Annotated in this window: 18 protein-coding genes; 8 read left to right on the forward strand and 10 right to left on the reverse strand. The window is 50.1% G+C overall.

Annotation, left to right across the window (positions count from 1 at the left end):
- Positions 1-36 precede the first annotated feature (36 nt).
- The gene (cof, locus tag ACJY2G_RS11665) at positions 37-855 is read right to left on the reverse strand and encodes an HMP-PP phosphatase (RefSeq protein ID WP_430318899.1); all 819 of its coding nucleotides are present in this window, start codon (positions 853-855) and stop codon (positions 37-39) included.
- Positions 856-1,063: 208 nt separating this feature from the next.
- Here cof and ACJY2G_RS11670 point away from each other — a divergent pair, with 208 nt between their 5' ends.
- Positions 1,064-2,776: an SgrR family transcriptional regulator gene (locus tag ACJY2G_RS11670; protein ID WP_430318898.1), complete on the forward strand. Its 1,713-nt coding sequence runs from the start codon at positions 1,064-1,066 to the stop codon at positions 2,774-2,776.
- A gap of 121 nt (positions 2,777-2,897) precedes the next feature.
- Entirely contained in the window at positions 2,898-3,596 is a 699-nt protein-coding gene (gene queC / locus ACJY2G_RS11675; RefSeq protein WP_112287512.1) for a 7-cyano-7-deazaguanine synthase QueC, read from the forward strand.
- An 84-nt stretch (positions 3,597-3,680) separates the two neighbouring features.
- Here the strand turns inward: queC and ACJY2G_RS11680 are convergent, their stop codons facing one another.
- The 9 genes from ACJY2G_RS11680 to bolA all read right to left on the reverse strand — a co-directional run bounded on the left by ACJY2G_RS11680 (position 3,681) and on the right by bolA (position 14,391).
- Complete coding sequence (locus ACJY2G_RS11680) at positions 3,681-4,082, reverse strand: YbgC/FadM family acyl-CoA thioesterase (protein ID WP_112287511.1); 402 nt, start codon at positions 4,080-4,082, stop codon at positions 3,681-3,683.
- Positions 4,083-4,200: 118 nt separating this feature from the next.
- Positions 4,201-4,584, reverse strand: coding sequence for a ComEA family DNA-binding protein (locus tag ACJY2G_RS11685; RefSeq protein WP_430318897.1), 384 nt, complete (start codon positions 4,582-4,584; stop codon positions 4,201-4,203).
- A 138-nt stretch (positions 4,585-4,722) separates the two neighbouring features.
- Positions 4,723-6,603: a peptidylprolyl isomerase gene (gene ppiD, locus ACJY2G_RS11690; protein ID WP_430318896.1), complete on the reverse strand. Its 1,881-nt coding sequence runs from the start codon at positions 6,601-6,603 to the stop codon at positions 4,723-4,725.
- A gap of 165 nt (positions 6,604-6,768) precedes the next feature.
- Positions 6,769-7,044 carry a nucleoid-associated protein HU-beta gene (hupB, locus tag ACJY2G_RS11695; RefSeq protein WP_013576637.1) on the reverse strand — a complete coding sequence of 92 codons (276 nt, stop codon included), beginning with the start codon at positions 7,042-7,044 and terminating at the stop codon, positions 6,769-6,771.
- 215 nt (positions 7,045-7,259) lie between these two features.
- Positions 7,260-9,614 (reverse strand): endopeptidase La, encoded by a 2,355-nt coding sequence (gene lon, locus ACJY2G_RS11700; protein WP_015698322.1) that lies wholly within the window; start codon positions 9,612-9,614, stop codon positions 7,260-7,262.
- Between the two features lie 191 nt (positions 9,615-9,805).
- Positions 9,806-11,080, reverse strand: a complete 1,275-nt coding sequence (gene clpX / locus ACJY2G_RS11705) for an ATP-dependent protease ATP-binding subunit ClpX (RefSeq protein WP_112287508.1) — start codon at positions 11,078-11,080, stop codon at positions 9,806-9,808.
- A 205-nt stretch (positions 11,081-11,285) separates the two neighbouring features.
- Positions 11,286-11,909, reverse strand: coding sequence for an ATP-dependent Clp endopeptidase proteolytic subunit ClpP (clpP, locus tag ACJY2G_RS11710; protein ID WP_056771081.1), 624 nt, complete (start codon positions 11,907-11,909; stop codon positions 11,286-11,288).
- Between the two features lie 416 nt (positions 11,910-12,325).
- Complete coding sequence (gene tig / locus ACJY2G_RS11715) at positions 12,326-13,630, reverse strand: trigger factor (protein WP_112287507.1); 1,305 nt, start codon at positions 13,628-13,630, stop codon at positions 12,326-12,328.
- 446 nt (positions 13,631-14,076) lie between these two features.
- Positions 14,077-14,391: a transcriptional regulator BolA gene (gene bolA / locus ACJY2G_RS11720; protein WP_013576642.1), complete on the reverse strand. Its 315-nt coding sequence runs from the start codon at positions 14,389-14,391 to the stop codon at positions 14,077-14,079.
- A 342-nt stretch (positions 14,392-14,733) separates the two neighbouring features.
- On the opposite strand from bolA, the gene ACJY2G_RS11725 reads away from it, so the two are divergent.
- From ACJY2G_RS11725 to ACJY2G_RS11750, 6 genes are all read left to right on the forward strand, one after another.
- Entirely contained in the window at positions 14,734-15,312 is a 579-nt protein-coding gene (locus tag ACJY2G_RS11725; protein WP_113876144.1) for a lipoprotein, read from the forward strand.
- A gap of 146 nt (positions 15,313-15,458) precedes the next feature.
- Positions 15,459-16,937: a muropeptide MFS transporter AmpG gene (gene ampG / locus ACJY2G_RS11730; protein ID WP_113876145.1), complete on the forward strand. Its 1,479-nt coding sequence runs from the start codon at positions 15,459-15,461 to the stop codon at positions 16,935-16,937.
- Between the two features lie 432 nt (positions 16,938-17,369).
- Positions 17,370-18,329, forward strand: a complete 960-nt coding sequence (gene cyoA / locus ACJY2G_RS11735; protein ID WP_112287504.1) for a cytochrome o ubiquinol oxidase subunit II — start codon at positions 17,370-17,372, stop codon at positions 18,327-18,329.
- Positions 18,330-18,332: 3 nt separating this feature from the next.
- The gene (gene cyoB / locus ACJY2G_RS11740; protein WP_113876146.1) at positions 18,333-20,324 is read left to right on the forward strand and encodes a cytochrome o ubiquinol oxidase subunit I; all 1,992 of its coding nucleotides are present in this window, start codon (positions 18,333-18,335) and stop codon (positions 20,322-20,324) included.
- Positions 20,314-20,928: a cytochrome o ubiquinol oxidase subunit III gene (locus ACJY2G_RS11745; protein WP_013576647.1), complete on the forward strand. Its 615-nt coding sequence runs from the start codon at positions 20,314-20,316 to the stop codon at positions 20,926-20,928. Before cyoB ends, ACJY2G_RS11745 begins: the two co-directional genes overlap by 11 nt.
- Positions 20,928-21,260 carry a cytochrome o ubiquinol oxidase subunit IV gene (locus tag ACJY2G_RS11750; RefSeq protein ID WP_013576648.1) on the forward strand — a complete coding sequence of 111 codons (333 nt, stop codon included), beginning with the start codon at positions 20,928-20,930 and terminating at the stop codon, positions 21,258-21,260. Before ACJY2G_RS11745 ends, ACJY2G_RS11750 begins: the two co-directional genes overlap by 1 nt.
- The last annotated feature ends 11 nt before the right edge of the window (positions 21,261-21,271 follow it).

Raw genomic sequence — 21,271 nt, forward strand, 5'->3', positions numbered from 1 at the left:
GCCGGGACAGAATGGCCCGGCTTGCTGCAATACCTTTTATTCGGGGGAATAGGTGAGGTGTGGAGTGTGCAGCCAGTGTTGCAAAAAGTGAGACACCGCCTGATTGCGGCAATGTCCGATGATTTGTAAGTGAGGGGATTGCTCTTTCAGCACCGGTAATGCGTTGCCCATTATCAGCCCCATCCCGACGCTTTCAAGCATTTCTTTGTCGTTCATGGCATCGCCAAAGGCCATGCATTCAGACATTTCAATCCCCAGCCCTGCCGTCAGAAGTGCCAGGGCGCTACCTTTATTGCTGCCCGCAGGCTGCACATCCAGACAATCTGCCGCTGAGAAACACAAATCTAAGCGCGGTCCGAAGTGCGCTTTCAGCTGAGGAACCAGCGCCAGCAGGGTTTCGTGAGGCGCGCAGAAACACACTTTACTGTTACCGGAATCCGGCAATAAACGCAGATCCTGCAACTGGTAACGGAAACCGCTGAACTGGTGCGGGATCAGTAAGTCTGGATCATCGAGCGACGTAAACCAGCCTTCATCGCGGAACACGTGCAGACTGGCCGGAGTATCCCATTGCGTGTGCAGAAGCTCATGCGCACAATCTTCGGACAAATCGCTTGCGTGCAACCTGTGGCCGGCTAAATCATGAATACGCGTGCCGTTACCGGTGATCAGGAAACCGTCCAGCCCGATATTTGCCAGAATATCTTTCATTTCAAGATAATGACGACCGGTCGCAAACGTCAGTTTTACCGGTTTTTCAGCCAGCTGACGCAGCGTTGCCAGTGTTTCTTCGCCCAGGGTGTGATCGGGTAAAAGCAGCGTGCCATCCATATCAAATGCAGCTAAACGGTACATGTTTCCTCTCTGAGCGGGAATAATTTTCACTTTCAAAGTATGTACCCGGATTTGCGGAACTAATAGTGAACAGTTTATGAATACTGTTCCGGTTTTAGCTCACACTTTCTTTCTTCGCGGCAAGCCAGCGCGCCGTGCGTGGGATATCCTGAACAAACGATATGCTGAACAAACAAGTTAACCTGAAAAATAAGGTTCCGTATTTATCATGCGCCTGCAAAACCGCCTTAATCAATTCCAGCGTCTGCATCTCAAAACCGGATCGTTTCCGGTTCAGCTTACTGTGGCAGAACTGGCAGACATTTTTTGCTGTAGCGAACGCCATACGCGAACTTTACTTACTCATTTTCAGGATGCGGGCTGGATTGAATGGAAATCACAGGCTGGCCGCGGTAAACGCGCCTCGCTCTGCTGCCTGAGAACACCCGAAGATCTGCGCGGCACCTATTTACAGGAATTACTGATTAACGGTGAACATTCTGCGGCACTGCAATTAAGCCAGCTGGATCCCACACACCTCAATGCCCTGCTGGCACCGCATCTCGGCGGACAATGGCAGGAAGACGCCCCCACATTACGCATACCTTATTACCGCCCTCTCCAGTCTTTGGATCCTCTGACCCTGACGGGGCGGGCGGAGCAGCATCTCGCCCATACCATTCATGCGGGACTGACGCGTTATATTCCGGGAAACTCTGCGCCACAGCCTGATCTGGCACATCACTGGCAGGTCAGTAACAATGGCAAAACCTGGCAGTTTTTTCTGCGCAGTCAGTTGTTCTGGCATAACGGCGAGCCGCTTAAAACAGCGCAACTGATGGCCCGGTTCCAGCAGCTAAAAAATTCGTCACGCGGCAAACACAATCTGGCGTCCGTCACCCGACTGTCGCAGCCTCACGCGCTATGTCTGCAATTTGATCTCGATAAACCCGATTACTGGCTGGCACATCGTTTTGCCGATCTCAATTGCCTGCTTTCGCACCCTGAAGATCCGCACATTGGTGCCGGACCTTTCCGCCTGACCACGTTTTCCCCTGAGCTGGTCCGGCTGGAGCAACACACGTTGTATACGCTGCAACATCCTTATCTGGCGGCGATTGAGTTTTGGATCACGCCACAACTGTTTGCTCAGAAAAACAATGTCAGCTGTCAGCATCCGGTCAGGATCATTCTTGGCGAGCAAGAAGAATTAGCGCGGGTAAAACCGGTAAGACGCAGCACCAGCCTGGGGTTTTGCTATATCGCCGCCAATCTCCGGCGCGGTGTGTTAAATGAAACGCAGGCGCGGAAAATCGTTCGTCTGATCCAGCGCAGCGGCATGTTAAATAATTTGCCTATCGATCATGACCTGGTGAAATCCAGCAAAGAAATGCTGCCGGGCTGGCCAATTCCTTTGCATGATGATGCGGATGTTCCGCTGCCGGAAAAACTGACGCTGCTATTTCATCCGCCCGTTGAATTTGAACTGGTGGCGCAGGCGCTGAAAGAACGTCTGGCGAAAGAAGGTTGTCGGCTTGAGGTCGGGTATCATGCCGGCAGGCTTTGGGAAGACGATACGTTGCTCCGCTCGGCCGATCTTCTGCTCGGGGACCGCCTGATTGGTGAATCGCCCGAAGCATCGCTTGAAAACTGGCTACAGCAAGACCCGCTCTGGCCGGAGATCCTGCGCGATGAAGATTATGCGTGTCAGCAACAGCGCCTGGAAGTGATTCAGCAAATCCCGCAGGAAAACCGTCGTTCGGATGAGCTTCGCGATCATTTCTTTCAATGGATGAAATCAGGCATCGTGACACCCTTGTTTAATTATCAATATCAGGTCAGTGCGCCACCGCGTATCAGCGGCGTTCAGCTTACGGCCTGGGGCTGGTTCGATTTTTGTCAGGCCTGGGTTCCGCCACCCCTGCAGGATGAAAATGCGTGAAGGAGCTGTTTCACTACACTCTTTCACTACACTCTGGCACTAAAGAAAAGTAACATTAGGGCAGTTTTACTGTCCGGCGGGCAGTGAATTCAGATAATGGTTTCAACAACAGGTAATCAGAATGAAAAGAGCAGTGGTAGTTTTTAGCGGCGGACAAGATTCAACAACCTGTCTGATTCAGGCTCTGAAGCAATATGACGAAGTCCACTGCGTCACGTTCGATTATGGTCAGCGCCATCGTGCTGAAATTGAAATCGCACAGAAATTATCAGTGGAACTTGGGGCCCGTGCGCACAAGGTTCTGGATGTTGGCTTGTTAAATGAGCTGGCCGTCAGCAGCCTGACCCGCGATAACATTCCGGTGCCTAACTTTGGGGATGAAAATAACGGCGGCCTGCCAAGCACTTTCGTTCCAGGTCGTAATATTTTATTCCTGACACTGGCAGCAATTTATGCTTATCAGATCCAGGCTGAAGCGGTGATCACCGGAGTTTGTGAAACCGACTTCTCCGGTTATCCGGATTGCCGTGATGAGTTCGTGAAGGCGCTGAACACGGCCGTTTCGCTCGGTCTGGCACGCGATGTCCGTTTTGAAACGCCGCTGATGTGGCTGAATAAAGCGGAAACCTGGGCGCTGGCTGATTATTATCAGCAACTGGATCTGGTCCGCCATAAAACGCTGACCTGTTATAACGGCATTGCCGGTGATGGCTGTGGCGAATGTGCGGCCTGTCATTTGCGCGCCAATGGTTTGCAGCAATTTCAGCAGGATAAAACAGGCGTGATGAACAGCCTGAAGCAGAAAACCGGTCTGCGCTGATTAAGCAGACGTCAGAAGCAAAGCGGGTGGCCATCAGACCACCCGTTTTCTATTAATCAGCATGTTTATCAGTACTTAGCCAAATCAGTCGTTTTCCAGTTCCAGTTCACGTAATCGCTCCAGCAACTCACCTTCCAGCGGCAACGCCTTTTGTGTACGCAAGTCGATACAGACAAACGTCAGCGTCGCATCGGCAACCACTTCGCCCTCACAAGTGACAACTTGTTCCAGCACACCGCTGCGTCCGTTTAATTGCTGCATGCTGCTGTCAATGCGCAACACATCGCCAAGCACTGCGGGTTTGCGATAATTGATGTTGATATTTACCACGATAAACGCGATTTTGTTCTCGCTCATCCACTGGAAACCCGACTGATTATCGAGCCATTCCCAGCGGGCAGTTTCGAGGAATTCCAGATAGCGCGCATTGTTGACGTGCTGATAGACGTCGATATGAAAGCCGCGAACTTTGATAAAGGTATGCATAGTGGTTAAAAAACTCCTGATAGTCGTCTGAGGCATACAACCAAACTGGTCAGATGTCTTTAGAGATTAGCAGAAGAAAACGGCGGCAACCGTTAAGGGTTTACCGCCGCGACATCCGTCACAATTTCAGACGGTCCTTGTTACGTTCAAATAATGCGGCACCAATTCCCGGTACTTCGCGCAGTTGTTCCACATCGGTAAACTGCCCAAGTTCCTCGCGATAGCTGATGATGGCCTGCGCCTTCTTCATCCCTACCCCGTTCATCACCTTGGCAAATTCCTCTGCCGTCGCAGTGTTGATGCTGACAGTACTTTCATCTGTAACCGCAGCCTGCTCCTTTTTCACTTGCGGGCCTGAGACTTTACCTGTAGCCGTTACCGGCGCTGCCGTAGTAGTCGCCACAGGGCTGGTGGCATTGGGTGCCGCGTGTAACATAACGGGCAGAGTAGAAAGCCCCAGTGCCAGAGCCAACGAAAGTGATGTAATGCCTAATTTTTTCATGCTGTATCCTCCATGTGTTTGACAGCACGGAGAGAGTGCATCAGGCAGGAAAAGCGAACAACGGGCAAGTTTCAAATATGGAAAAGGCCGCGAAAGCGGCCTTTGTTTGTTGCAACGCGTTGCAAAACTTTGCGGCGTTTACTGGTTTTGTGCAGCTGAACCGTATTTGATTTTCGCTTCCTGACGCAGGTTAGTCAGCAAGGCATCAAAGGTTACGTTCGAGGAGGTTTGTTGCATCTCCTGATTGAAACGCGCGATATCCGCTTCAGGAACGACACCCGGCGTCACAGTATTCAGTTTAACCAGTACACTGTTGCCTTTATTGTCCTGAGTCAGACCATAAACTGGCTGGTCTTTCTGAGGATGTGGCAACGCGTAGACGTTAGATTCAAACGCAGAAGGCTGCTGACTGCGCTGAACTTTCTGCACAGCACCGAAGCTCAGACCTGCCGCTTTCATCGCGTCATCGCCTTTGCCGTCTTTCAGAGCGGTCAGCAGTTTTTCGCCATCCATCCGTGCCTGATCTTGTGCTTTCTGGCGTTTAACCAGCGTCGTCACCTGATCTTTCACTTCAGCAAAAGGTTTCACGCCTTCCGCCTTATGCGCTTCTACACGAACCACAAAGGCGCGATCGCCATCGACAGTAATGATATCGGAGTTACTGCCCGGAGAACCGTCCTGACCAATCAGACCGCCATCAAAAATCGCCTGTACGACAGGTTTGAAGTTGATGCCAGCAGGAATTTGGTTTTGGGTAAACCAGTCGGTATGCACCGCTTTAGTTCCTGCAACTTCTTCGGCTGAAGTCAGAGATTCATTGTCATTGGTTGCCGCTTCGCTGACTTTCTGTTGCAGCGCGTAGTAAGCATCCAGTGATTTTTCCTGCTTAAGCTTGTCAGTGATCGCGTTACGGACAGCCGCTAACGGTTTGACCTGCTCAGGCGTCACGTCATCAAGGCGCAGGATGAAGAAACCGCTGTCAGATTTAATCACGCCGGAAACCTGACCTTTAGCCGTCAGATTAGCGTTCTTAAATTCTGGCAATGTGGTTTCAGGTTCCATCCAGCCCAAATCACCACCCTGTTTAGCGCTCAGGGCATCGGTAGATTTAGTCTTAGCCAGTTCGGCAAAGTCAGTCCCTTTTTTCAGCTCGGCGGCAACCGCGTCGGCATCAGCCTGTGATTTCAGGACAATGACGCTGTAACGGCGACGTTCAGGCTGACCGAACTCACTTTTGTGCTGATCGTAATAGGCACTGATATCAGCATCTGTCACTTCAGTTTTGCCCTGCATAGCCGCGGCATCCATTTCGATGTAGCTGACTTTTACCTGCTCAGGGGAAATAAAGCTGTTTTTGTTCTGGTCGTAGAAAGCCTGTAACTCTGCGTCAGTCACCTGCTGTTTAGCAGCCAGCGCATCGGTATCCAGAGTGGCGGTTTGTACTTCACGAACCTGCAGAAGCAGTGCAGCCAATGATTTGCTTTCTACCGGCAAAACGAAATCTGACTGGCCGTAAGCCTGCTCAAGCTGCTGACTGATGAGCTGCTGTTTCATCAACTGCGCAAAATTATCCGCGCTGTATCCCATGCTCTGGATACTTTGCAGATATTTGGCGTTATCAAAACGGCCATCAGTCTGGAATTGTGGGGTGGCAAAAATCGCATCTTTGATCTGCTGATCGCTGACGGTAATACCCAATTTTTTGGAATACTGATCCAGCAAAGTGACGTCAATCAGATTGCTCAGGGATTCCTGACGCAATTGCTGCATGTAACCGTCACTGCCCGCCAGTTCAGAGAACTGATCGCCAAGTTGCTGCTGCAACCGGTTACGCTGGTTCTGTACAGCCTGCTCTAACTGAGCCCGACCGATTTCCTGACCATTCACTTTCGCTGCATAGTCGCCTGAACCGCCGACCAGGTAGTTGCCCACCCCTGTCAAAATAAAGGACAGAATAATCAGGGCCAGAATGATTTTGAGCACGACGTTGTTGGAAGCCGCGCGTAAATTGTCCATCATAGTGAGGCAACACTCCGCTGTAATAAAAAAAGCGCATCGTTCTCGATGCGCCTTGTATCTTACCTTACCAGCCCGATGACGTCAGGTTATTGTTTAACAACCAGACCTGAATGAAAAAGCATCAGTGATGCGCCTCACACGGTTGTAACGTCAGCTTGCAGATAATTAGCCGTTAACGGCATCTTTCAGCGCTTTACCTGCACGGAAGCCAGGTACTTTGGCTGCTGCAATGCTGATTTCTTTACCGGTCTGTGGGTTACGACCAGTACGTGCTGAACGTTCACGCACGGAGAAAGTACCGAAGCCTACCAGAGCTACTTCATCCCCCGCTTTCAGGGTGTCAGTGACAGATGCAAGAACAGCATCTAAAACACGTCCCGCTGCGGCTTTAGAAATATCAGCACCGGCAGCAATTTTGTCGATCAATTGTGACTTATTCACTCTTATCATCCCCTCTTAATTTCGTTCATCACGCCGCATTTTCCCTGCAGACGTGACCGCGCTGCTGTTATATCAATCTTGTCAGAGCGATGCAAGCGACTGAAAGCAGCCTGAAACCCTTTGACCGTTGACTACGTTAACGGCACAAAAAAAAGCTGGCAAGTGAGATTTCACCTGCCAGCCTGAGTTTTATTCAACTGTGTAAGCTGATGTCACTATTTTGCTGCCACCGGCAGTGCGCCGTAAGCCGGATTTTGCAATGCGATGTTCAGAACATCATCAATGCGTTTTACCGGGTGGATCTCAAGATCTGCCAGCACGTTTGCCGGAATTTCTTCCAGATCGCGTTTGTTGTCATCCGGGATCAGAACCACTTTGATGCCACCACGATGGGCTGCGAGCAGTTTTTCTTTCAGACCACCAATTGGCAGAACCAGACCACGCAGAGTGATTTCACCTGTCATCGCAACATCCGCACGAACCGGGTTACCCGTCAGACAAGACACCAGCGCAGTACACATTGCGATACCGGCACTCGGACCATCTTTCGGCGTTGCCCCTTCTGGTACGTGAACGTGAATATCGCGTTTTTCGTAGAAGTCAGGGTTGATACCCAGTTTATCAGCACGTGAACGCACAACGGTCAGCGCGGCCTGAATGGATTCCTGCATCACTTCACCCAGAGAACCGGTGTACGTCAGCTTACCTTTGCCCGGTACGCAGGCCGTTTCGATTGTCAGCAATTCGCCGCCCACTTCGGTCCACGCCAGACCAGTGACCTGGCCCACACGGTTTTCGGTATCAGCACGGCCGTAATCGACCTTCTGCACGCCGAGGAAATCTTTCAGGTTGTCGCCGTTGATTTCAATGTGCTTGATGTTTTTATCCATCAGCAATTGTTTAACTGCTTTTCGGCAAAGTTTAGACAACTCACGTTCTAAACTACGCACACCCGCTTCACGGGTATAGAAACGGATAATGCCGATAATTGCACTGTCATCAACCGTCAGTTCGTTCTTCTTAAGCGCGTTACGCTCAAGCTGCTTCGGCAGCAAATGCTGTTTAGCGATGTTCAGTTTTTCATCTTCGGTATAGCCCGAAAGACGGATCACTTCCATACGGTCAAGCAGCGGAGCCGGGATATTCATCGAGTTCGAGGTCGCCACAAACATCACATCTGACAGGTCGTAATCGACTTCCAGATAGTGATCGTTAAACGCCACGTTCTGTTCCGGATCCAACACTTCCAGCAGAGCAGAAGCAGGATCACCACGCATGTCAGATGACATCTTGTCGATTTCATCTAGCAGGAACAGCGGGTTTTTAACTCCGACTTTCGCCATTTTCTGGATCAGTTTGCCCGGCATGGAACCGATATAGGTACGACGGTGACCGCGGATTTCCGCTTCATCACGTACGCCACCCAGCGCCATACGCACATACTGACGGCCAGTCGCTCGTGCGATTGACTGACCCAGTGAGGTTTTACCCACACCCGGAGGCCCGACCAGACACAGGATTGGCCCTTTAATTTTGCTGACACGACTCTGTACTGCGAGGTATTCCAGAATGCGGTCTTTGACACGCTCCAGACCATAGTGGTCAGTATCCAGAACTTCCTGCGCTTTGAGCAGGTCTTTTTTCACTTTGCTGCGGGCATTCCATGGCACCTGAAGCATCCAGTCGATATATCCACGGACAACCGTGGCTTCGGCGGACATCGGCGACATCATTTTCAGCTTTTGCAACTCAGCTTCGGTTTTTTCACGCGCATCTTTCGGCATTTTGGCCGCTTCGATTTTGCGTTTCAGCGCCTCATGCTCGTCAGGCGTATCGTCCATTTCGCCAAGTTCTTTCTGAATCGCTTTCATTTGCTCATTCAGATAGTACTCGCGCTGGCTTTTTTCCATCTGTTTTTTGACACGGTTACGGATGCGTTTCTCAACCTGTAACAGGTCGATTTCCGATTCCATCATCGCCATCAGATATTCCAGACGCTCGGTGATATCAAACATTTCCAGCACGGATTGTTTATCAGCGAGTTTCAATGGCATATGCGCAGCGATGGTGTCAGCCAGACGTGCAGCATCTTCAATACTGTTCAGCGAAGTCAGCACTTCCGGCGGGATCTTTTTGTTCAGCTTGATGTAGCCTTCAAACTGATTAATCGCAGTACGCACCAGAACTTCCTGCTCGCGTTCATCCACGGCCGGAGATTCAAGATATTCCGCCTGGGCAGCAAAATGCTCGCCACTGTCAGAAAGTGTCGTAATACGCGCACGTTGTAACCCTTCCACCAGCACTTTGACCGTGCCGTCCGGGAGCTTCAGCATTTGTAATATTGAGGCAACCGTACCCACGGAGAAGAGGTCATTAACGCCCGGCTCATCTGTTGAAGCTTCTTTCTGCGCCACCAGCATGATTTTTTTGTCGTGATCCATCGCAGCTTCGAGGCACCGAATCGATTTTTCCCTGCCAACAAACAACGGGATCACCATGTGCGGATAAACCACCACATCGCGCAAAGGCAATACGGGGATTTCTATGCGTTCAGAACGCTCAGGGTTCATAGAGCTCTCTCTTAGTTTAGCTTCCGCCAGGTTAAGGAAATCTCGTGAAACACGAGTCAGACGGGTTTCAGCAAGTCGTTAACTGAGTATATGGGGATGAATGTCTGACATTCAACGATAAGAATGTGCGAAAAAAAAATGGGGGACAAAATCCCCCATTTCATGGCTAACTCTCTGGATAGATTGGCTAATTATTCGCCAGATGCCTGTTGTGCTTCTGGTTTGCCATAAATCATCAGAGGTTCTGACTGGCCCGCAATCACGGACTCATCAATCACCACTTTTTCGACATCTTCGAGAGACGGCAGATCATACATAGTGTCCAGCAATGCGGCTTCTACAATGGAACGCAGACCACGGGCACCGGTTTTACGGACCATGGCTTTTTTCGCAATCGCAACCAGCGCTTCATCGCGGAATTCCAGTTCAACGCCTTCCAGATTGAACAATGCCTGATATTGCTTAGTCAGGGCATTTTTCGGCTCTTTCAGAATCTGAATCAGAGCTTCTTCGTTCAGCTCGCTCAGGGTCGCTACCACGGGCAGACGGCCGATGAACTCAGGGATCAGACCAAATTTGATCAAATCTTCTGGTTCAGCCTGCGCCAGCAACTGACCTTCGGTCGCTTTCTGTTCTTTGCCTTTCACTTCTGCACCAAAACCGATACCGGTATTGGTGTTGATACGCTGACCAATCACTTTATCCAGACCGGCAAATGCGCCGCCACAGATAAAGAGGATTTTCGATGTATCAACTTGCAGGAATTCTTGCTGTGGATGCTTACGTCCGCCTTGCGGTGGAACGGCAGCCACTGTGCCTTCAATCAGTTTCAGCAGCGCTTGCTGAACACCTTCGCCCGACACGTCACGCGTGATAGACGGGTTGTCAGATTTGCGGGAAATCTTATCGATTTCATCAATGTAAACAATGCCGCGTTGCGCTTTCTGTACGTCGTAGTCACATTTCTGCAGCAGCTTCTGGATAATATTTTCGACGTCTTCACCAACGTAACCCGCTTCGGTCAGCGTGGTAGCATCAGCCATCGTAAATGGCACATCCAGGAAACGCGCCAGGGTTTCCGCCAGCAGCGTTTTACCGCTACCGGTTGGCCCGATCAGCAGAATGTTGCTCTTGCCTAATTCGATACCGTTGCTGGTATCGCCATTACGCAGGCGCTTGTAGTGGTTGTACACAGCCACAGCCAGCACTTTTTTCGCAGGTTCCTGGCCGATGACATAATCGTCAAGGTGCTGACGGATTTCATGCGGCGTCGGTAATGCACTGCGTTCACGGTGTGGCGCGACTTCTTTGATCTCTTCGCGAATAATGTCATTACATAAATCGACACATTCATCGCAGATATACACTGACGGCCCGGCAATCAGCTTACGCACTTCATGCTGGCTTTTGCCGCAAAAAGAGCAGTACAGCAGCTTTCCTGAACCGTCTTTGCGCTTATCTGTCATCAGTAAACCTCTTCTCTAGTATCAGTCCCGCAGCGTAACAAGAACACCACGGCACGACCATATTACACAACAGCCGCATGATTGGCTGATGTCTGTTCATTCCTGTTATGACTCATGGCAGGCAGGTTTTGCTTAATACAAAACCTGCCGTTGAGACGTCCGTATGAGTATAACTATAGACCATCAGCCCGGCAGAAATAAGCCGTCAGGCGCGATGGGTAAATACGGAATCCACTAACCCGTACTGTACAGCCTCATCAGCAGACAGGAAACGGTCACGCTCAGTGTCACGCTCTATTTCTTCAAGAGTTTTACCCGTATGTTTCGCCATCAGCTCATTCATACGTGATTTCACTTTGAGAATTTCTTTTGCGTGGATTTCGATGTCCGTCGCCTGGCCCTGGAAACCGCCCAGTGGCTGGTGGATCATCACGCGTGAGTTTGGCAGACAGAAACGTTTGCCTTCTGCACCGGCGGTCAACAAGAATGCCCCCATTGAACAAGCCTGCCCCATACAAATGGTGCTGACGTCCGGTTTGATAAACTGCATGGTGTCATAAATCGACATACCGGCAGTGATCACACCACCCGGTGAGTTGATATAAAGATAAATGTCTTTTTCCGGACTTTCTGCTTCCAGAAACAGCATCTGGGCAACAATCAGGTTAGCCATATGGTCTTCAACCTGACCTGTCAGGAAGATGATGCGTTCCTTAAGCAGACGGGAGAAGATGTCGTATGAACGTTCGCCCCGTGAAGTTTGCTCAACCACCATGGGTACCAACGCCATGTTTGGTGCAAATTGCTCTCTTTCACCACTGTATGACATAACCGTCTCCTAATAGATTCTGTTTGGCGCTCTTTAAAACCGATTCTACTTGAGATAGGCACACATGACTATGCTCAAGCGGCCAAGTCGCCATTTACACGCCTGACGGTCGTTATCAGTCAGATTTTAACTACAAATTTACCTGGGTTCGTTCTTATCAATTGGGGGATTTAGCCCCTTTTTTCAAGCCTGCAGGAATATTTCTTTTTCTCACGCTGTCCTGAACCGATGAAAGCCATTGTGGATGAGGCCAGTGTGAGGTTTCTACGTGGGCTGTGCCTTATAGTGATAAATATAGTGCAAAAACAACAGTCAAAAACAAAAAATACCTGATTTTCAGCAAATAAAAAGCCCGCAGTAAAAACTGCGGGCCTGAGAAGCGAACCTGTAAACAGGTTCAGCAACGTGCATTTAACTTATGCAGGTTGAGTCTGGTTCATCAGCTCAGTAAAGGTAGTGGCTTTTTCAGTCACTTTCGCTTTCGACAACAGAGTTTCGACCGCTTGTTCTTCCAGAGCGACGTTACGCATGTTGTTCATCAGCTCTTTGTTTTTGCTGTAGAACTCAACAACTTCTTGTGGATCTTCGTACGCAGAAGCCATTTCTTCGATCAGCGCTTTAACGCGATCTTCGTCAGCTTTCAGTTCGTGCTGGCTGATCACTTCGCCAAGCAGCAGACCAACAACGACGCGACGTTTAGCTTGCTCTTCGAACAACTCACGTGGCAGTTCCAGCGCTTGTTTTTCGTTGCCGCCGAAACGTTGTGCAGCCTGACGACGCAGAACATCTACTTCGCCGTCGATCAGTGCAGCTGGCACGTCGATTTCGTTAGCGCTGACCAGACCGTCGATTGCCTGAGTTTTGATGCGGTTACGAACAGCGCCTTTCAGCTCGCGTTCCATGTTTTTACGCACTTCAGCGCGCAGACCTTCAACAGAACCATCAGCCACGCCGAAACGTTTGATGAATTCTGGCGTCAGTTCTGGCAGTTCACGCTCTTCAACTTTCTTCAGAGTGATCGCGAACTTAGCTGCTTTACCTTTCAGGTTTTCAGCGTGGTAGTCTTCCGGGAAGTTCACGTCGATTGTGAATTCTTCACCCGCTTTGTGACCGACCAGACCTTCTTCGAAGCCTGGGATCATGCGGCCCTGGCCCATAGCCAGTACGAAATCAGAGGCTTTGCCGCCTTCGAAATCTTCACCGTCGATAGAACCGGAGAAATCAACGGTTACGCGGTCTTCAGCAGTGGCTGCAGCGTCAGTTTCTTTCCAGTCAGCTTGTTGCTTACGCAGAGTTTCCAGCATGGTATCAACATCAGCGTCGTTAACTTCAACAACAGGTTTTTCAACTTCGATGTTTTCCAGATCTTTCAGCTCAACTTCCGGGTACACTTCGAATTCTACGGAGAAATTGAAGTCTTCACCTTGCTTGTACTCACCCGGGATATAGTTAGGTGCGCCAGCCGGATTGATTTTTTCTTTGATGATCGCATCAACGAAATTGCGTTGCATCAGATCACCCAGCACGTCCTGACGTACTGACGCGCCGTAACGCTGTTCGATGATGTGGCTTGGTACTTTGCCTTTACGGAAGCCGTCAATACGTACTTTTTTAGAGACGTTGATCAGTTCACTGCTCACTGCTTTTTCAATGCTTTCAGCAGGAACAGTAATCGTTACGCGGCGCCCAAGGCCTTGAGTGGTTTCAACAGAAACTTGCATCTTGTTACCTCAAAAAAAAATCACAGTGCTCGGTCAACTCCAGAAGTCGTTCTCAAGATGAGAAGCAGCATCGAGTGCGCGAACTTACCTTGAAAACGACTTCTAAGAACCGGGACAGTTCTGTATCAGAACGTAGCCCTGTATTCGAGAGCGTCCGAAACCATTCCGGAAAAATTAGACGCGACATTATAGCGACGCAGACGCATTGAGTCGAGGACGGTATCTGTTACGCGGGAGGAAACTCACACGGGAATCGATCCATCGAAAAAAGCGGTCATTGCAAAGGCATTTCGCCTTGCCGTCTGTCCGTCAGAAGAAAAACAAAAACGGCCCGCGGGCCGTTTCTTGAAATTCGCATCTACTAATACCGCATCTGACAAGGAAAGTTCCAGTTTTACCGTCTCAAATGCCGATATTTATGCCTTTTTTGAATCAAATCGTGACGATTACGCCATTGTGCCCGCGCCGCGACAAGGCGGAGAGGCCGGAACCGTATCCTGCAAACCTTCCCATTCTTTCAGGGTGTAAGTATGCAGTGCCAGTGCATGAACGCTGCCCGCCAGCTCTTCGGTTAATCTTCCATAAATTGCACGATGACGCGCCAGGAAACGCTCGCCGATAAACTTATCGGACACCATGACGACTTTAAAATGACTCTCGGAGCCTGCCGGGACATTATGACGATAGCTTTCGTCAGTCACTTCCAGAAACGCAGGTTCGAATGCTTCAACTAATTTTGCTTCTATTTGCTCACGAATCATAGCAATCTCCTTACACCGCATCAGCTGAGAACTGCGTCTGTCTGGTACTTCTATCTCTCTATAATGATAGGCTGTTTTCCGGACTCTATGCATGCCAGAACAATAAATTTCTGCTGCAGATTGATAAAAACGCCGCTCAGCCTGTCAAAGCTGATTCTGTCAAAGAAAGTGCTGTTCCGCCACGGATGATGAATGTCATCCGCAGGTTAACGACTTCTTTGCTGAAAAAAAGCGCAAAAAAGACGTTTTCCGGATTTTTGGGACTTCCCCCGGAAAATGGCAATGTTATGATGTCGGCAAAATTTTGAGCACTATTCCCTTATTAATATTGAGAAAATACACATGCTAAAGAAAATTATTTTCCCGGTTCTGGCGATGTTGATGCTGGCAGGCTGTGCCACCAGCACTAACACGCTGGACGTTTCTCCGAAAATTGTATTGCCTTCACAGGATCCTACCCTCCAGGGCATCACCATCAGCATCAACGGTGCTGACCAGCGTCAGGATCAGGCACTGGCAAAAGTAAACCGTGACGGCCAGCTGATTTCCCTTACGCCTTCCCGTGACCTGCGTTTCCTGCTGCAGGAATCTCTGGAGAAACAAATGACCGCCCGTGGTTACATGGTCGGTGCTGACGGCGCTGTGGATCTGCAAATCGTGGTGAACAATCTGTATGCAGATGTTCAGGAAGGTAACCTGCGTTATAACATCACCACTAAAGCCGATATCTCTATCATTGCAACGGCTAAAAATGGCAGCAAACAGGTGAAAAACTACCGCTCGACGTACAACGTTCAGGGCGCACTGTCTGCGACTAACGCGAAAATCACCAATGCGGTTAACACCACTCTGGGTGATGTCATCAGCGACATGGCCTCAGATACCAGCATCAGCGACTTCATCAAAGCTAACGCGCGATAAGTTTCTGCTGTAAGAGTGAACACTTCTGCCCGGCTTGTCCGGGCAGAATGCTTTCTGAGGCAAGTGATTGTCTTTCCCGATAAGCATCCCTTCCTTTATTATGCGTATGCGCCACTCTCTCACCGGTACGCAGGAACACAATTTTAATGAAAGGTCAGTATTTCAAGATTTTCACGCAGCGTAATACCGTCATTTTACTGCTTCTGGGCTTTGCTTCCGGCTTACCGCTGGCGCTGACATCCGGCACATTGCAGGCATGGATGACAGTGGAAAACGTCGATCTGAAAACCATCGGGATTTTCTCGCTGGTCGGTCAGGCTTACGTTTTTAAATTCCTGTGGTCACCAATGATGGACCGCTATACGCCCTCTTTCCTCGGGCGCAGACGCGGCTGGCTGATACTGACGCAACTCCTGCTGGTGGTGGCGATTTTCGCGATGGGATTTATGGATCCCTCCAAAGATTTATTTTGGTTGGCGTCGCTGGCAGTGCTGATAGCCTTCGCTTCCGCGTCGCAGGACATCGTTTTCGACGCCTACAAAACTGATTTATTGCCACCGGAAGAGCGCGGGAACGGCGCGGCAGTTTCCGTACTGGGCTACCGGCTGGCGATGCTGGTATCCGGCGGACTGGCCTTATGGCTGGCAGATCGCTACCTCGGCTGGCAACACATGTACTGGCTGATGTCAGGTCTGATGCTGACTGGCGTTATCGCCACCCTGCTGTCGCCGGAACCTGAAAACTCGCAACCGGCTCCGCGTACCCTAGAAATGGCGGTCGTCGCGCCGCTGAAAGACTTCTTTGGCCGTAATAATGCCTGGCTGATTTTACTACTTATCGTGATGTACAAAATGGGCGATGCATTCGCAGGCAGCCTGAGCACCACATTTTTGATCCGCGGCGTCGGATTTGATGCCGGAGAAGTCGGACTGGTAAATAAAACGCTCGGTCTGGCGGCCACAATCTTTGGCGCCCTGCTGGGCGGGATGCTGATGCAACGTCTGAGCCTGTTCCGCGCACTGATGCTGTTCGGGATTTTACAGGCTGTATCCAATGCGGGTTACTGGATCCTTGCCGTTACAGATAAAGATTTGATCACCATGGGCACGGCGATTTTCTTCGAAAATCTTTGCGGGGGGATGGGGACTGCGGCCTTTGTCGCATTGCTGATGACGTTGTGTAACCGCTCGTTTTCTGCCACGCAGTTTGCGTTGCTTTCTGCGCTATCAGCCGTGGGCCGTGTATATGTCGGGCCGATTGCAGGCTGGTTTGTGGAAGCCTATGGCTGGCCGTGGTTTTATCTTTTCTCGATTGTGGCGGCGGTCCCCGGTTTACTGCTGCTGGCGGTTTGCAGACAGACGCTGGAATACACTCAAAGCACCGACAGCTTCCTGCCACGCGTTCACTTTGCAAAATCCTACAGGTGGGCGCTGCGTTTTCTGCTGACAGGAAGCGTGCTGCTGATCCTGTGGCTGGTCACACTGATTGCCGACAGTATGGGCTGGGCTTCCTGGCAAGCTCTGGCGACAGTTTTGCTGGAAACCGGCGCATTTATATGTCTGACTGGTGTTATTTTAGGCAGCCTGCTCGACTTTTTATCTCTGCGCCGTACCGCACGTTCATGATTTGCCGCCATTCATTTGAAATGAGTGGCGCATTCATTTAACAACTGATCAATAAATATCACTCAACAATTTAAATTCAGAAAAAATAATATTCGCGGGGATAATTTTTCTCCGCCGCTTTTTGTTGATTTTATTTCACTCGTTTTAAACATTAATTTAACATTAATTAAACCTATCGATCGGATATCGGCCGGCAATAATATTGAGAAAATCTGTCACCCCTTGTTTTTCATCACTATAGAAAAAAATCTATACGCAACATATTGTTGCCCACTGTAAATTGTCACGATCCGTGACATGTGTGACTGCGTTAACATAAAGTGTCAACAGCGGCTTGACACTTGTTTAAGCGTGTTTACAGTCCTGCAACCTTCCCGTAAAATGCCCGCACACCTGAAGCGACAATAGAGCCCTAGTTATTGAGGTCGTTAGATGAGACTTAAGAAATACAATAAAAGTATTGGGATGTTGTCCTTATTTGCTTCCGCGTTATTGTTGAGCGGTTGCAATACGGCATTGATGGATCCCAAGGGAGCAATTGGACTCGAGCAGAGAACGCTGATTTTAACCGCTATCGGTTTAATGCTGATCGTTGTTATACCAGTTATTATCATGGCGTTTGCCTTTGCGTGGAAGTATCGTGCTTCCAACACAAAAGCAAAATACAGTCCTGATTGGTCCCACTCCAACAAGATTGAAGCCGTCGTCTGGACAGTTCCAATTATTATCATTGCCATCCTGGCAACGATAACCTGGAAAACCACCCACTCGCTTGATCCGTTCAAGCCTATCGTGACTGACGAAAAACCGATGACGGTTGAAGTCGTTTCTCTGGACTGGAAATGGTTGTTCATTTATCCGGAACAGGGGATCGCTACCGTTAACGAACTCGTCATTCCTAAAGATGTGCCGGTTCAGTTCAAAGTCACTTCTGACTCTGTGATGAACTCGTTCTTTATTCCTCAGTTAGGCGGGCAGATTTATGCGATGGCCGGTATGCAGACTCAGTTGCATTTGATTGCAAATGAAGCCGGTACCTACAAGGGCATCTCAGCAAGCTTCAGCGGCCGCGGTTTCTCTGGCATGAAGTTCAACACGATTGCGACTCCAACCCGTGCCGATTTCGACACCTGGGTAGCGAAAGTGAAAAGCGCACCGAACCAACTGGCAACCACTGATGACTTCAACAAACTGGCTGCACAGAGTATCGACAACCCGGTCGAATACTTCTCTGTTGCAAAACCTGGTTTGTTCAAAGAAATCATTGGCAAATACTCCATGCATGACATGAAGGCAGCGCCAGAAGGTCACACCATGCCAATGCCAGCAGGCAGCGACATGAAAGGCATGGATATGGGTGGACAGTCTCACGCAGCCGGAGCCGAGGAATAAACGATGTTCGGAAAATTAACGCTTGATTCGGTTCCGTATCATGAACCGATTATCATGGTCACAGTTGCCGCGATTATCATTGGTGGTCTGGCAGTCCTTGCCGGCATCACCTATTTCGGTAAGTGGAAGTATCTGTGGACCGAGTGGCTGACGTCTGTCGACCACAAAAAATTAGGTATCATGTATATCATTCTGGCCTTCGTCATGCTTCTGCGTGGCTTTGCCGATGCCATCATGATGCGTAGCCAGCAGGTTCTTGCTTCTGCAGGTGAACCGGGCTTCCTGCCGCCTCATCACTACGACCAAATCTTCACCGCGCACGGCGTAATCATGATCTTCTTCATGGCGATGCCTTTCGTAATCGGTCTGATGAACGTGGTTGTTCCTTTGCAAATCGGTGCGCGCGACGTTGCGTTCCCGTTCCTGAACAACGTGAGCTTCTGGTTTACCGCCGCTGCTGTTGTGTTGATCAACATCTCTCTGGGTGTGGGTGAATTCGCACAGACCGGCTGGTTGGCCTATCCGCCACTGTCAGGTAAGGAATACAGTCCGGGGGTCGGGGTAGATTACTGGATCTGGAGTCTCCAGATATCCGGTGTCGGTACCTTGCTGACCGGTGTTAACTTCTTTGCGACCATCCTGAAGATGCGCGCTCCTGGTATGCCGCTGATGAAAATGCCGGTATTTACCTGGGCCGCACTGTGCACCAACGTGTTGATTATCGTGTCCTTCCCGATCCTGACCGTGACTGTTGCACTGCTGACTTTAGACCGTTATCTGGGCACCCATTTCTTCACGAATGATATGGGCGGCAACATGATGATGTACATCAACCTGATTTGGGCCTGGGGCCATCCGGAAGTGTACATTTTGGTTCTGCCAGTATTTGGTGTGTTCTCAGAAGTTACCGCAACGTTCTCCAAAAAACGTCTGTTCGGTTACACCTCGCTGGTATGGGCAACCATCGCCATCACCGTGTTGTCGTTCATCGTTTGGCTGCACCACTTCTTCACCATGGGTTCAGGCGCAAACGTCAATGCCTTCTTCGGCATCATGACGATGATCATTTCTATCCCGACCGGGGTAAAAATCTTCAACTGGCTGTTCACCATGTATCAGGGCCGTATCACGCTGAATGCAGCGATGCTGTGGACCGTTGGCTTCATCATCACCTTCTCTGTGGGTGGTATGACCGGCGTTCTGCTGGCGGTTCCGGGTGCTGACTTCGTGCTGCACAACAGCCTGTTCCTGATTGCCCACTTCCATAACGTAATCATCGGTGGTGTGGTCTTCGGTTGCTTCGCAGGTCTGACTTACTGGTTCCCTAAATCCTTCGGCTTCACGCTGAACGAAAAATGGGGTGTGCGTTCATTCTGGTTCTGGATCATCGGTTTCTTCGTTGCGTTCATGCCACTGTACGTACTGGGCTTCATGGGTATGACCCGTCGTGTCAGCCAGAACATCGATCCTGAGTTCCACCCGTTGCTGGTTGTTGCGGCATGCGGTGCTGCACTGATTGCCTGCGGTATCCTCTGCCAGCTGATCATGATCTTCGTTTCCGTTCGCGACCGCGACCAGAACCGTGATCTGACCGGTGACCCATGGGGCGCACGTACTCTGGAGTGGTCAACCTCTTCTCCTCCTCCGTTCTACAACTTCGCTATCGTGCCGCAAATTCACGACCGTGATGAGTTTTGGGACATGAAAGAGAAAGGCACCGCTTACAAGCAGCCTGCTAAATATGAACCGATTCATATGCCACGTAACAGCGGCGCCGGTTTCATCATCGCTATGCTGAGTCTGGTTTGTGGTTTCGCTTTAATCTGGGATATCTGGTGGCTGGCAGCAGTGAGCTTCATTGCGCTGGTTGTGACCTGGATTGCGAAAAGCTTCGACGAAGATGTTGATTACTACGTGCCAGTTGAAGAAGTGGAACGTATTGAAAACCAACATTATGAACAAATCCGTAAAGCAGGTGTGAAACATGGCAACTGATACTCTGACTCACCACGATGAGGCCCATGCTGAGCATGGGCACCACGACGCAGGTGCAACCAAAGTCTTCGGCTTCTGGATCTACCTGATGAGTGACTGCATCTTGTTTGCGAGCCTGTTCGCAACGTATGCAGTACTGGTAAACGGGACCGCTGGCGGTCCCTCTGGTAAAGACATTTTTGAACTGCCGTTCGTGCTGGTAGAAACCTTCTGCCTGCTGTTCAGTAGTATCACTTACGGCTTTGCGATGCTGGGCATGAACAAAGGCAACAAAGCAGCTGTTAACGGCTGGTTGTTCCTGACTTTCCTGTTCGGTTTAGGCTTCATCGGAATGGAACTCTATGAATTCCATCACCTGATTGCTGAAGGCTATGGCCCGCAACGCAGTGGTTTCCTGTCTGGCTTCTTTGCGCTGGTCGCCACCCACGGTCTGCACGTGACCTGTGGTCTGATTTGGATCCTGACTATGATGGTTCAGGTTTCACGTCGCGGTCTGACTGAAGTCAACAAAACCCGTCTGATGTGTCTGAGCCTGTTCTGGCACTTCCTGGACGTGGTGTGGATCTGCGTGTTTACCGTTGTTTATCTGATGGGAGCGATGTAATGAGTCATTCTGCTACTTCCCATGGTGGCGCAAGCCACGGCAGCCTGAAGTCATACGCTATTGGCTTCATCTTGTCGGTTATCCTGACGGTGATCCCGTTTGCCATGGTCATGACCGACACGGCATCACATTCACTGATCCTGGGTACCGTGGTTGCGTCCGCAATCATCCAGATCGTTGTCCATCTGGTGTTCTTCCTGCACATGAATACGTCGTCGGAAGAGCGCTGGAACCTGGTGGCACTTCTGTTCACCGCTGTGATTATCTTTATCGTCGTTGTGGGCTCATTGTGGATTATGTATAACCTCAACCTCAATATGATGGTCAGTTAAAGAGCCGAGCT

This window comes from Rahnella sp. ATs2 (genome assembly GCF_051851855.1).
In the GTDB taxonomy this organism is placed as follows: Bacteria; Pseudomonadota; Gammaproteobacteria; order Enterobacterales; family Enterobacteriaceae; genus Rahnella; species Rahnella variigena.